This window comes from Streptomyces sp. AM6-12 (genome assembly GCF_044327085.1).
Lineage (GTDB): Bacteria > Actinomycetota > Actinomycetes > Streptomycetales > Streptomycetaceae > Streptomyces.
The window spans coordinates 1,546,624-1,559,244 of the sequence record NZ_JBIQWN010000001.1; the positions used below are offsets into that span (position 1 = coordinate 1,546,624).

The following is a 12,621-nucleotide window of genomic DNA, read 5'->3' on the forward strand; positions in this document are numbered from 1 at the left end:
GATTGTCACCACGCGGGCGCCCGGAAAACGGGGCATCGGGAAATTCCGGCCGCGAAAAGGTGAACCGCCGCCGGGCGGTCCCACCCCCCACGGGGGGACCGCCCGGCGGCGGGCTCGGTCCTCGCGGACCGGTCCATGTCGGCCACCCGCCGGGTGGCCGGATCGCGGCGCACGCGTGGCTGCCGTGACTGCCGCGCCGAGGCCCACCCTGGCAGACGCACCTGTGATCCGGCGATGATGTCGGCGGCGGGTTTACGCCGTGGCCGGTTCCCGCCAGCCACGGCCCTCCGTGACGGCCTGTTCTCGGACGGCCGGTACACGGGACGCCGGGTACTCGGGTGGCTTGGATGTGCGCGGGACGTACGCGGGGAGGGGCGCGGTCGATGCTGACGGCGATAGGTCTGGACGAGCGGCACGAGGCGGCGTACCGGGCGCTGGTGGCGGTGGGCGCGGCCGATGTGGCCGATCTGGCGCGGCGGTTGACGCTGGGCGTGCCGGACACCGAGCGCGCGTTGCAGGGGCTGGAGCGGCAGGGTCTCGCGGCCCGTTCCTCGGCCCGGGCTGGGCGCTGGGTGGCGGCGCCGCCCGCGGTGGCGCTGGGCGCGCTGCTCACCCGGCAGCGGCACGAGCTGGAGCAGGCGGAGCTGGCGGCGGCGCTGCTCGCGAGGGAGTACCGGGCGGCGGCGGCCGAGCCCGCGGTGCACGACCTGGTGGAGGTGGTGACCGGCGCCTCGGCGGTCGCGCAGCGCTTCCTCCAGCTCCAGCTGGGCGCCGTGCAGGAGGTGTGCGCGCTGGTGACCGGGGACCCGGTGGCGGTGACCGCGCCGGAGAACGAGGCGGAGGAGCACGCGGCCGGGCGTGGGGTGCGCTACCGGGTGGTGGTGGAGCGGGCGGTGCTCGATCTGCCGCAGGCGCTCGGCGGGCTGACCGAGGCGCTCGGCCGGGGCGAGCGGGTGCGGATGACGGACCGGGTGCCGACGAAGCTGGTGGTGGCTGACCGTTCGCTGGCGATGGTGCCGTTGACCTCGCACAGCGCGGAGCCTGCCGCCCTGGTGGTGCACGCCAGTGGCCTGCTGGAGCTGCTGGCGGGGTTGTTCGAGTCGGTGTGGCGGGAGGCACTGCCGCTGCGGCTGAACACGGACGGCGCGGCCGAGGCGGTGCCGGACGGCCCGGACGCCACCGATCTGGAGGTGCTCTCGCTGCTGCTGGCCGGGCTGACCGACGCGAGCGTGGCCAAGCAACTGGGGCTGGGGCTGCGCACCGTGCAGCGTCGGGTGAAGCGGCTGATGGAGCTGGTCGGGGTGACCACCCGGCTCCAGCTGGGCTGGCACGCCTACGAACGGGGCTGGGTCACCCGTGGGCTGCCGGACTGAGCCGCCCGAGCGCCGTGCGCACCGTCTCCGCCACCGCCGCCATCCCCGCGTCGGTGAAGTGCAGGTGGTCACCGGGGTCGTACGCCGGGAGGATGCGGGTCGGCTGCGCCGGGTCGCGGACGGCCGCGTCGACGTCGGCGACCGCGTCGAACGCGCCGCCGGTGCGGATGAAGTCGTTGACCCGCTGCCGTACGTCCTCGCGGCCGTCCGTGTAGGCGGCGTAGCCGCGGAACGGGGTGAGGGTGACGCCGACGACCCGGATGCCGCGGGCGCGGGCGCGGGAGACGAGGGCGCGGTAGGCGTCGGCGTAGGCGGCGGGGTCGTCGGCCGGGGGCAGGCCCTTGATGTCGTTGATGCCCTCGAAGACGACGAGGACGCGCGCCCCGGCCCGGTCGAGGGCGTCGGCGTCGAGGCGGGTGAGGGCGCTCGGTCCGGTGCCGTCGCGCAGCAGCCGGTTGCCGCTGATCCCGGCGTTGAGGACGCCGAGCCCGTGGTCGCGCAGCCGGGCGGCGAGCCGGTCGGGCCAGCGGCGGTCGGTGTCGGGGGTGGACCCGGTACCGTCGGTGAGGGAGTCGCCGAAGGCCACGACGCTGCCGGTGGCGCGGCCGAGGACGTCGACGCCGGTCACGTAGTACCAGGACTTGATGATCGTCTTGTACGACGACCCGCTCGCGTCGGCGGCGTGGCCCGCGCCCTCGGGGGCCAGATAGCTGGTCTGGAGGGCGCTGGCGTGGTAGGTGGCGCGGCCGTCGTCCTCGGGGGTGTACACGGTGACGAGGAGGTCGGCGGCGTCCGGCACGGTCAGCGGCACCCGGTCGCTGACGGTGTCCCGCCCCGGCTGCACGGTCGTCGTGTGCGCCCCCCGGAAGGTGACGGGACGCAGGGTACCGGGTACGGCGTCCGGTCCCTGCGCCCGGCGCAGCGCCACGGTGACCGCGCCGAGCCGCAGCGGCTTGGTGCCGAGCCGGTTGCTGAGCCGGACCCGGACGGCGGTGCCGCCGACGCTGAGCCGGACGACGTTGCGGATGGCCGCGCCGGGCCGCGCGGCGGTGGTCCCGGAGGGCGCGGTCTCCCAACTGCCGCTCCAGCGCGGGGCGGTGCGGACGGCACCGGGTGCGGCGGCGACGCCCGCGGTGGCCCGTGCGCCCGGCAGGAGCAGCGCCGTCAGCAGGACCGCGAGGACCCGTTTCACCTTGCCCATGTGTGCCCGCCCTTCCCCGGCTGATCCGCCGCAGGCGACCGTGCCACAGCGACGGGCCGCGCCACCGCACGTCGGCGGCGATTCCACCCGGTCGGCGCAATGGGCGGGCGGAACGCGGGACACCGGGACGCGGGGCTCGGGACGTAGGGCGCGGGGTCCAGGGCGATCGGCCGATGCGGGGAGCGGCCGGCGGTGGTTGGCTGGCGGTATGACCGGATTCAGCGCGGCGGAACTGTCGTATCTGCGCACCCAGCGCCTCGGCCGGATGGCCACCGTCGATCCGCACGGGCAGCCGCAGGCGAACCCCGTCGGCTACCACCTCCAGGACGACGGCACGATCCTGATCGGCGGCTACGCCATGGGCACCACCAAGAAGTGGCGCAATCTGCGGGAGAACCCGAGGGTCGCACTCGTCGTGGACGACATCGTGAGCGTCGATCCCTGGCGGGTGCGCGGTGTGGACATCCGGGGCGAGGCCGAACTCCTCACCGGACCGCACGACGTGGGAGCGCAGCTCAGCGAGGAGGTGATCCGGATCCATCCGAAGCGCGTGCTCAGCTGGGGACTTGAGGAGCCCGCGCCGTGATCGGCTCCTGGTCGACGTCGGCCATGAAGTCCAGCGTCGCCCGGTTCGTCGCCCCGGCGTGGTCGATCTGCGGGCCGTGGCCGGTGTCCGCGACGATCTCGGCACGGGCGCCCGGCACGAGCCGGGGAACGCGCTCGACCTGCCGGTCGGGGTGCACGAGCAGACTGCGCCGGCCGAGCAGCAGGTACAACGGCGTGCGCACGCTGGCCAGTTCGGCATCGGTGAGCGGCTTCGGCGCGGGCCGCCGGATGCGGTAGGCGCGCACGCCGGTCCGGATCATCCGCTGGCTGAACCGCCTTGGCGATGCCGGGAGTTCACACCCCGGAGAGCACCGCGAGCCCGGCGGCCACCGCGAACAGGAGGACCGCGGCGAGGACGATGAACACCGCCTCGGCGCCGCCTCCGGGCCTGGTCCGGGTCCTCGGGCAGAGGCCGGCCAACTTACCGGCGCCCCAGGTCATCCACAGCGGCGCCGACAGCAACACGCCGAAGAGGACCGCCACTACGAGGTCACCCATGTCACCCATGTCACCCATGTCCATGTTCCTCCGACCGCACGACCGCGCATCACGGCTCGGTCAGCCTACGGGGCGTCTTCCGAGCACGCCTTCCAGGGCCAGCAGTTGGGTCTTGCGGTCGAGGCCGCCGGCGTAGCCGGTGAGGGAGCCGTCGGCGCCGATGACGCGGTGGCAAGGGCGCACGATCAGCAGGGGGTTGGCGCCAAGGGCGGCGCCGACGGCGCGGACGGCGGCGCGCGGGGCGCCGATGCGGGCGGCCAGTTCACCATAGGTGAGCGTGGTGCCGTACGGCACCTCGTCGAGGGCGGCCCAGACCCGGCGGCGGAACTCGGTGCCGGGGGCCCGCAACGGCAGCCGGAACGAACGGAGTTCACCGGCGAAGTAGGCGTCGAGCTGCTCGCGTGCCGCGGCGAACGGCTCCGGGTCCTCGCGCAGCCCGGCCGGGACGTCCCGCGCGCAGTGCAGCGAGGTGAGGGCGCCGTCCGGGTCGGCGGTGAGCAGCAGCCGGCCGAGGGGCGTGTCGAGGTGGGTGTAGCTTCCGGCGGTCATCGGGGCAACTCTCCTGCCACGTAGAGGTGTTGTACGGCATAGGTCCGCCAGGGACGCCAGGCGTCGGGCGTCCGCACGCCGGGCGGGGCCACATCGGGGTCGCCGAGCGCGCGGGTCCGGACCAGCGCGGCGGTGGCCGCGTCCATCCCCGGCAGCGCGAGCAACTCCCGCTGTGCGTCGTCCCGGTCGGCGCCGGGGTCCAGACGCAGGGCGCCGTCGGCGAGGGCGGCGGCGAGCGCGGACAGCGGCGCGGGCACGCCCCGCGCCCCCGCGAGCGCCGCCGGTTCCGGGAAGAGGTGGGTGAGGACGCCGTCCGGGGCGTCGAGACTCTTGCCGTACGCCTGGGCCAGCCGCCCGCACCCCGCCGGGCCCAGCAGCGCGCGGGCCGCCGCCTCCAGGGGGTCGGCGGCTGCGGGGGCCCGCAGACCGGGGCGGGCCGCGACCAGGGGGGCGAGGCGGGGGTCGGCGCTCAGCCGCTCGTCGATCGCGTAGGGGTCGGCGTCCAGGTCGAACAGGCGGCGCAGCCGCTGCACGGCGGTGGTGAGGTCCCGCGGGTCGGTCAGGCGCAGCCGCGCCTCCAGCCAACCGCCGGGGCGGGTGCCGCCGCCCGCGCGCGGCGCCCCGCCGCGCTCGGCGACGGCAGCGGTCCCGGCGCCGTACGGCAGCCGCAGGGTGCGCCGGTAGGTGCGCGCGCCGGGCCGGCCCGTGACCTCCTCGACCCCCGGCACCGCCTCCCGCGCGAGCTGGTCGAAGACGGGGGCGGCCGGGTAGGGGCCCCGGTGGGCGAGCCGCAGCGGGATGCCGGTCCCGTCGGCGGCCCGGCGGGCGCCGCCGCGCGGGGCGGCCGCCCGGACCTCGGTCGGCGTCGCGTCGTACACCTCGCGGAGCGTGTCGTTGAACTGCCGCACGCTGGCGAACCCGGCCGCGAAGGCGATCTCGGTGACCGGCATCCCGGTGGTCTGGAGCAGCACCCGCGCGGTGTGCGCGCGCTGCGCGCGGGCCAGGGCCACCGGTCCCGCGCCCAGCTCGGTGGTGAGCTGCCGCTGCACCTGCCGGGCGCTGTAGCCGAGCCGCGCGGCGAGCCCGGCGACGCCCTCACGGTCCACCACGCCGTCGGCGATCAGCCGCATGGCCCGGCCGACGACGTCCGCGCGCACGTTCCACTCCGCCGAGCCGGGCACCGCGTCCGGCCGGCACCGCCGGCAGGCCCGGAACCCGGAGCGCTGGGCGGCGGCGGCCGTCGGATAGAAGCGCACGTTGCGCCGTTTGGGGGTCACCGCGGGGCAGCTGGGTCGGCAGTAGATCCCGGTCGTCTCGACGGCGAAGAAGAACGCCCCGTCGAACCGCCCGTCCCGGCTGCGCACCGCCTCGTACCTGCTGTCCTCGTCCATCACGCGTTCCAGTGTGACCCTCGTCCGGGTCACCGGCTGGCGGAAAACGGACACGTAGCCGACCCGGTAGCATGGGCGTGTTCGTGTGGGATCAGGAGCCGAGGACACGGAGGGGGGGTCGATGACCGCGCTGATGGCCACCCCGTGCGGTGTCCGGGTCTCCCTCATGCCCTGGGCCATGGCCTGACTCCGTCCCTCCTGTCCTGCCCCGCCGAGAGCGTGAGCTCGCGGGGCACCACTCGAACACCTCCCTGAACGGACATCCGACGTCATGGGCAACACCTGGGTCACGCGCGCCGAGACCGGCGCCGACATTCCCGCCATCCGCGACATCAACCTCACCGCCTTCCCCACCCCCGCCGAGGCCGACCTCGTCGACGCGCTGCGCGCCGATCCGGCCGCCTGGATCGAGGGCCTCTCCCTCGTCGCGGCGGACGAGACCGGCCGGCTGGTGGCGCACGCCCTGCTGACCCGGTGCCACATCGGCACCACCCCGGCCCTGTGCCTGGCTCCCTGCGCGGTCCGGCCGGAGCGGCAGCGGACCGGCGCGGGCGGCGCGGCGATCCGCGCCGCCCTGGCCGCGGCGACGGCACGGGGCGAACACCACGTGGTCGTCCTCGGGCATCCGGCCTACTACCCCCGGTTCGGGTTCACGCGCGCCTCGGACCACGGCATCGGCCTGACCGTCGACGTCCCGGACGACGCCCTGATGGCGCTCGGTCTCCGCCCCGGCCACCCGCTGCCCGGCGGAACCGTCCGCTACGCCGCCGCGTTCGGCATCTGACCCGGCCCGTGCCGCGCGGACCCGGCAACCCGCGCGGCACACCCGGCCCCGCGGCACACCCCGGTCCTAGAGGCTCTCCCACTGGTCCAGGATGTCGTCCGCGCTCTCCTCGTCCGCGTCCCCGGCCGGCTGGGGGGCGTTCTGCTGGGGGGACAGCTCGGCCCAGATCACCTTGCCGCGGGCGGTGTAGCGGGTGCCCCAGCGGCTGGCGAGCTGGGCGACGAGGAACAGCCCCCGGCCGCCCTCGTCGGTGGCCGCCGCCCGGCGCGGATGCGGGGCGGTGCTGCTGCCGTCGGCGACCTCGCAGATCAGGCCCCGGTCGTGGAGCAGGCGGACGCGGATGGGCGCGGAGCCGTAGCGCACGGCGTTGGTGATCAGCTCGCTGAGGATCAGCTCGGCGGTGTAGCCGATGTCCCCGAGCCCCCACGCCTCCAGCGTGGCCGCGCACTCGGCGCGGACCGGGCCGACCGCCGCCGGATCGCGGGGCACGTCCCACTCGGCGACGTGCTCGGGGCCCAGCAGCCGGGTGCGGGCCACCAGCAGGGCCACGTCGTCGATCGGCCGGGCCGGCAGGACCGCGTCCAGGACGGCCGCGCACAGCGCCTCGGGGCCGTGCCCCTCCGCTTCCGCCAGCGTGTCGCGCAGCAGGTCGAGGCCGGTGCCGAGATCGCGCTGCCGGTCCTCCAGCAGCCCGTCGGTGTACAGCACCAGGTACGAGCCCTCCGGCAGCTCCAGCTCCAGCGTCTCCACCGGCATCCCGTCGCCGAGGCCCAGCGGCGGGGAGACCGGCACGTCGGGGTAGGTGGCGGTGCCGTCGGGCAGGACGAGGGCGGGGCCGGGGTGGCCGGCCCGCGCGATGGTGACGCGCCCGGCGACCGGGTCGTACAGCGCGTACAGGCAGCTCGCGCCGGTGACGTTCGCGATGCCGTCGCGCGCGACCCGCCCGTCCCGCAGCAGCCCGTCCAGCCCCTCCTCCCCCGCGCCCTGGGCGTCGCCCCGCTCGTCGCTGTCGATGCGGCTGACCAGTTCGTCCAGGTGGACGAGGAGTTCGTCGGGGCCGAGGTCGAGGGCGGAGAAATTGGCCACGGCGGTGCGCAGCCGGCCCATGGTCGCCGCCGCGTGCAGCCCGTGCCCCACCACGTCGCCGACGACCAGCGCCACCCGCGCGCCCGGCAGCGGGATGACGTCGAACCAGTCGCCGCCCACCCCGGCCTGCGCGGGCAGATAGCGGTAGGCCACCTCCAGCGCGGACTGCTCGGGCACGCCGCGCGGCAGCAGGCTGCGCTGGAGGGTGACGGCGGTGGTGTGCTCGCGGGTGTAGCGGCGGGCGTTGTCGATGGCGACCGCGGCCCGCGCCACCAGTTCCTCGGCGACCGCCCGGTCCTCCTCCTCGAACGGCTCGGCCCGCGCGGTGCGCCAGAAGCTCGCCACGCCCATCAGGACGCCCCGGGCGCGCACCGGCACCACCAGCATCGAGCGGATGCCGTGGGCGAGGATGCGGTGCGCGTTGTCGGGGTCGTTCTGCTGCCATCCGCTGTCCTCGCGCAGATCGGGCTCCAGGACCGGGGTGCCGGTGCCGAGCCCGATGGCCTGCGGGGTCTGGGAGGCGAAGTCCACGAGGGTGCCGACCGGGTAGAGCGGGTGGTCGCCGTCGATGGCGGTGAGGGCCGTACGGCGCATGAGCGTGCCCTCGGGCTCGCCGCCCCTCAGGACCGAGTCGAGCAGGTCCACACAGGCGTAGTCGGCGAACCGGGGGACGGTGAACCGGGTCAGTTCCTCGGCCGTGCGCCGCACGTCCAGGGTGGTGCCGATCCGGCTCATGGCGTCGTACAGCAGCCGCAGCCGCCGCTGGGCGACGGCCGCGCGGCCGGCCACGGCCCGCAGTTCAGTGGTGTCGCGCAGGGTGACGACGCTGGAGGACCGGCAGCCGTGCGGCGCGGTCGGCCGGACGCTCACCGCGAGCAGCCGGTCGCCGGCCTCGCAGACCTCGTCGGTGGCCGGGTGGTCGGAGGACAGCAGCGTGTCCAGGGGCGCCGCGAACCCGAAGTCGGTCAGCCGCCGGCCCTCGGCGTCCTCGGGGAGGCCGAGCAGGCGCCGGGCCTCGTCGTTGGCCAGGAGCAGGGTGCCGTCGGCGGAGACGATGAGGACGCCCTCGCGGGCGGCGTGCAGTACGGCGTCGTGGTGGTCGTACATCCGGCGCAGCTCGGCCGGTTCCAGGCCGCGGGTCTGCCGCCGCAGCCGCCGGTTGACCAGGGCGATGCCGCCCGTCGCCAGCAGCAGCGCGCCGGCGCCGGCCGTGAGCAGCACGGGCAGTTGCCGGCGCACCTGCTGCTGGATGTTGCGCACGGTGATGCCGGCGGTGACCAGCCCGACGACCTTGGCGTGGCTGCCCATGACGGGCACGGTGGTCTCCACGGCCACGCCGATGGGGGTGGACAGGTCGTGGGTGTACGGCTGTCCGCGCAGCGGCCGCGAGAAGTCGCCGATGACGTGCTTGCCGATGAGGTGCACATTGGGGTGGGTCCAGCGGAGCCCGGCCGGGCTGAACGCCACGATGTAGTCGATGCCGGTCTCCTTGCGGACCTGCTCGGCGCGGGGTTGCAGTACGGCGGTGGGGTCCGGGGAGCGCATCGCGGCGAGCGTGCCGGGGGCGTGGGCGAAACCGGCGGCGGCGGCGAAGGTGCGCTGCCGCGCCGCGGTGACACCGCCCTGGGTGGCCTGGACCACGAGGACGGTGCCGGCCACCACCCCGAACAGCAGCAGGATGATCAGTTGCAGCACGAACATCTGTCCGGCGACGGTCCGGACACCGGGCGGCAGCCACCTCGGCCGTCCGGAGTCGGCGGCAGCCGGGGACGCTTCGACCGGGGCGGAAGCGTCCCACCCCGAAAACAGGCCGAAACGCCTCTTCATGGTGCATTTCTAGCATTCACCGGGGAGAGCGACACAGCGCAAGCCTGCCGCGCCCCCGCCCCGATCCCGGCGCCGCATGGACGAGGGACGCCGGTCAGGCCCCCCGGAGCAGGAGGATCCCGAGGGCGGGGGTACGGCCGTCGGGGTGGGGCGGTGCGGCATGGGGCGGTGCGGCATGCGGGTGAGGGGGACGGGCTCGGCCGGCGGGGGTGGGGACGGGGGTGAGCCCGCCCGCTCACGTCCAGCGGCCCTGTTTGGCTCGCAGGGCGGCGCGGCCGTCGACGCCCTTGCGTTTCCAGTCGCGGCGGATTTCGGCGCGCAGCCGGGCGTCGGTCTTGGCGACGATCCACTGGTTCTCGCGCAGGAGCTTGCGGTAGCTCTCCAGGCGGCGGACGGACAGTTCCCCGCCGTCCACCGCGGAGCGCACCGCGCAGCCCGGCTCGCTCTCGTGGGCGCAGTCGTGGAAGCGGCACCGCCCGGCCAGTTCCTCGATCTCGGCGAACACCTGCCCGACCCCGCTCCCGGCGTCGTACAGGCCGACCCCGCGCAGCCCCGGCGTGTCGATGAGGACCCCGCCGCCGGGCAGGACGAGCAGGTTGCGGGTGGTCGTGGTGTGCCGCCCCTTGCCGTCGACGTCACGGGCGGCCCGTACGTCCATCACGTCCTCGCCGACGAGCGCGTTGGCCAGCGTGGACTTGCCCGCGCCGGACTGGCCGAGCAGCACGCAGGTGCCCTCGCCGACGAGGGCGCGCAGCACGTCGAGACCGTCGCCGGCGTGCGCGCTGACGCCGAGCACCGGCACGCCGGGCGCGCTGTGCTCGACGTCCTGGACGAGGTGGGCCAGGGTGACCGGATCGGTCACCAGGTCGGCCTTGGTGAGCACGACCACGGGCTGCGCCCCGGACTCCCACGCGAGGGCGAGGAAGCGTTCGACGCGGCCGAGGTCGAGTTCGACGGCGAGGGAGACGGCGATGACCGCGTGATCGACGTTGGCCGCGAGGATCTGCCCGTCGGACCGCTTGGAGGAGGTGGACCGCACGAAGGCGGTGCGGCGCGGCAGGTACACCCGGACGTACCGGGGGTTACCGCCCGCGTCCACGGCGACCCAGTCGCCGGTGCAGACGACCCGCAGCGGGTCGTGGGGGGTGACGAACGCGGTGTCGGCGCGGACGGTTCCGTCGGCGGTGACGATGTCGCACTGGCCGCGGTCGACCCGTACCACCCGGCCGGGCAGCAGCCCTTCGGTGGCGTACGGGGCGAACGCGCGCGCCCAGTCGTCGTCCCAGCCGTAGGGGGCCAGGGCGGAGTACACAGCGGAGCTGGAAGTCAAGGGGGACCCTTCACAGGGGTGGCCCCGGAGGGAGCGGTCGGCTGCGACGCGCTCGGGTCAGCCGGTGGCCACGGAGGTGGACTTGAGGAGTTCCTGGATGCGGGCAGCGCCCACCGCGGTGACAGTCATCGGTCACACCTCCCCTTCTCCTGCTCGGCCGGCGGCGACCGAACGGCCGCCGCGCGAAGTGATCTCACCCTAGGACGCAGCGCCCGCGAGCACCATCGAATTAACGCGCCCGCGGCCGGACCCGACCCCGCGCCGACGGAGCCGCGGAGGTGCCCGCGGTACCGGAGTGGCGGGCGGTGGCGGCCGGTATTTGACTGGTCGGGGGCCCGTATTCCGGCCGGGGAGAGTGCCATGACCGCGTCCGCCGCCTTCGATCCGACCCGTGTCGCCCATCTCACCGGACGGTTCGCGCCGGTCACCGAGGAGGTCGACGCGGTGGACCTGGCGGTCACCGGGGAGCTGCCGAAGGAGCTGGACGGCGTCTACCTGCGCAACGGCCCCAATCCGCGCTTCACGCCGATCGGCAGCTATCTGTACCCGCTCGACGGCGACGGCATGATCCACGGGGTCTGGCTGTCGGACGGCCGGGCCCGTTACCGCAACCGCTTCGTCCGCACCCCGGCCATGATCGCCGAGGAAAAGGCCGGCCGGGCCCTGTGGGGCGGCCTGGAGTCCATGATCCTTCCCGGCGCCGACGAGGTCGGGGACGTGCTCGCGCACACCTTCAAGCCGCTGCCCGACATCAATGTCGTCCGGTACGCCGGCCGTCTGCTCGCCCTCGCCGAGTCGGACTGCCCGTACCGGATGAGCCCGGAGCTGGACACCCTCGGCAAGGAGACGTTCGGCGGGCAGCTGCCCGCCGGCATCACCGCGCACCCCAAGATCGACCCGGTGACCGGGGAACTGGCCGTGTTCTGCTACGCCCTCGAACCGCCTTACCTGACCTGGGCGTTGATCGGCCCGGACGGCGCCGTCCGGCGCGGTCCCACGCCGGTGGACGGCGTCGACGCGCCGCAGATGATCCACGACATGGCGCTCACCCGCCGCTATCTGGTCCTCGTGCTGGCGCCGGCGTTCTTCGACATCGAGGCGGCCCTGAACGGCGGTTCGTTCCTCGCGTGGCGTCCCGAGCGGGGCACCCGCATCGCGCTGATCCCGCGCGACGGCGGTCCCGTCCGCTGGGCCGGCGACGAGGCGTTCTGGCTGTGGCACACGGTCAACGCCTACGAGGACCCGCGCGACGGCCGCGTGATCGTGGACTACGTGCAGTGGCCGGCCCTCTCGCTCGGCCCGGACCCCGGCGCGGGCCGGCCGCGGCAGGACGGCCGGCACGGCCTGACGCGGGCCGTCGTCGACCCGGTCGCCGGCCGCGTGCGGCGGGTCCGGCTGGACGACGCGCGGGTCGAGTTGCCGCGTGTCGACGACCGCGTCCTCACCGGCCCCTACGAGCGGCTCGCCGTCGCCGCGGACAGCGGTCGCGGCGAGGGGCTGCTGCCGGGCGAGTACGACGCGCTGCGCTGGTACGACGTCCGCGCGGGCGGCGCCACGGCGCGGACCTGGGACGCGGGCGACCTGTCCGTCGGCGAGCCCGTCTTCGCGCCGGTGCCCGGCACCCGCGGCCCCGAGCACGGTTACTGGCTGACTTTCGCCACCGACCGCACGGACGACACCAGTTGGCTGCTCGTCCTGCCCGGAGCCGACCCCCCCGACGGACCGGTGGCCCGTGTCCGCATCCCCGTCCGCGTCCCGCTCGGTCTGCACGGCACCTGGCTGCCCACCGAGGAATGACGCCGGACGGGCCCGCACCGACACGACAACGCTGTCATTTCCCGATCCTGTAACACGTATTTGAACGTTCGGTTTCGCGGGCGAGTCCGGCGAGTATGACAGAGTGGCAGCCACCTCGATTCATCACCGATCATGATCGGTACCAGAGCAAATTGAGTCTTGGACGGCTCGGGGTCCGA

10 protein-coding genes and 1 pseudogene are annotated in these 12,621 nt (G+C 74.9%); 4 read left to right on the forward strand and 7 right to left on the reverse strand.

What is annotated here, in order from left to right; genetic code table 11:
• The first annotated feature begins 383 nt into the window (after positions 1 to 383).
• A complete protein-coding gene (locus ACE4Q9_RS06925; RefSeq protein WP_397983335.1) occupies positions 384 to 1,373 on the forward strand; it encodes a winged helix-turn-helix transcriptional regulator in 990 nt (329 codons plus the stop codon).
• On the opposite strand, the gene ACE4Q9_RS06930 is transcribed toward ACE4Q9_RS06925, so the two are convergent.
• On the reverse strand, positions 1,351 to 2,574 hold the full coding sequence (locus ACE4Q9_RS06930; protein WP_397983336.1) for an SGNH/GDSL hydrolase family protein: 1,224 nt from the start codon (positions 2,572 to 2,574) through the stop codon (positions 1,351 to 1,353). The genes ACE4Q9_RS06925 and ACE4Q9_RS06930 overlap by 23 nt on opposite strands.
• Positions 2,575 to 2,782: 208 nt before the next feature.
• Between ACE4Q9_RS06930 and ACE4Q9_RS06935 the strand changes: the two genes are divergently transcribed.
• Positions 2,783 to 3,160, forward strand: a complete 378-nt coding sequence (locus ACE4Q9_RS06935; protein WP_397983337.1) for a PPOX class F420-dependent oxidoreductase — start codon at positions 2,783 to 2,785, stop codon at positions 3,158 to 3,160.
• Here ACE4Q9_RS06935 and ACE4Q9_RS06940 read toward each other — a convergent pair.
• The 4 genes and pseudogenes from ACE4Q9_RS06940 to ACE4Q9_RS06955 all read right to left on the reverse strand — a co-directional run.
• Positions 3,129 to 3,440 (reverse strand): annotated as a pseudogene (locus ACE4Q9_RS06940) (alpha/beta fold hydrolase); the annotation flags it as partial. The gene ACE4Q9_RS06935 and the pseudogene ACE4Q9_RS06940 overlap by 32 nt on opposite strands.
• Positions 3,441 to 3,474: 34 nt before the next feature.
• The gene (locus ACE4Q9_RS06945; RefSeq protein ID WP_397983338.1) at positions 3,475 to 3,678 is read right to left on the reverse strand and encodes a hypothetical protein; all 204 of its coding nucleotides are present in this window, start codon (positions 3,676 to 3,678) and stop codon (positions 3,475 to 3,477) included.
• Positions 3,679 to 3,738: 60 nt separating this feature from the next.
• Positions 3,739 to 4,227 carry a methylated-DNA--[protein]-cysteine S-methyltransferase gene (locus ACE4Q9_RS06950; RefSeq protein ID WP_397983339.1) on the reverse strand — a complete coding sequence of 163 codons (489 nt, stop codon included), beginning with the start codon at positions 4,225 to 4,227 and terminating at the stop codon, positions 3,739 to 3,741.
• Positions 4,224 to 5,618: an AlkA N-terminal domain-containing protein gene (locus tag ACE4Q9_RS06955; RefSeq protein ID WP_397987145.1), complete on the reverse strand. Its 1,395-nt coding sequence runs from the start codon at positions 5,616 to 5,618 to the stop codon at positions 4,224 to 4,226. The genes ACE4Q9_RS06950 and ACE4Q9_RS06955 overlap by 4 nt, the downstream gene beginning before the upstream one ends.
• 271 nt (positions 5,619 to 5,889) lie before the next feature.
• On the opposite strand from ACE4Q9_RS06955, the gene ACE4Q9_RS06960 reads away from it, so the two are divergent.
• Complete coding sequence (locus ACE4Q9_RS06960; RefSeq protein WP_397983340.1) at positions 5,890 to 6,402, forward strand: GNAT family N-acetyltransferase; 513 nt, start codon at positions 5,890 to 5,892, stop codon at positions 6,400 to 6,402.
• Positions 6,403 to 6,468: 66 nt separating this feature from the next.
• Here ACE4Q9_RS06960 and ACE4Q9_RS06965 read toward each other — a convergent pair whose 3' ends face one another.
• Together ACE4Q9_RS06965 and rsgA are read right to left on the reverse strand one after the other, a co-directional pair.
• The gene (locus ACE4Q9_RS06965) at positions 6,469 to 9,315 is read right to left on the reverse strand and encodes a SpoIIE family protein phosphatase (RefSeq protein ID WP_397983341.1); all 2,847 of its coding nucleotides are present in this window, start codon (positions 9,313 to 9,315) and stop codon (positions 6,469 to 6,471) included.
• A 235-nt stretch (positions 9,316 to 9,550) separates the two neighbouring features.
• Positions 9,551 to 10,645, reverse strand: coding sequence for a ribosome small subunit-dependent GTPase A (gene rsgA / locus ACE4Q9_RS06970; protein WP_397983342.1), 1,095 nt, complete (start codon positions 10,643 to 10,645; stop codon positions 9,551 to 9,553).
• A 360-nt stretch (positions 10,646 to 11,005) separates the two neighbouring features.
• On the opposite strand from rsgA, the gene ACE4Q9_RS06975 reads away from it, so the two are divergent.
• Entirely contained in the window at positions 11,006 to 12,442 is a 1,437-nt protein-coding gene (locus tag ACE4Q9_RS06975) for a carotenoid oxygenase family protein (protein WP_397983343.1), read from the forward strand.
• Positions 12,443 to 12,621: the final 179 nt, after the last annotated feature.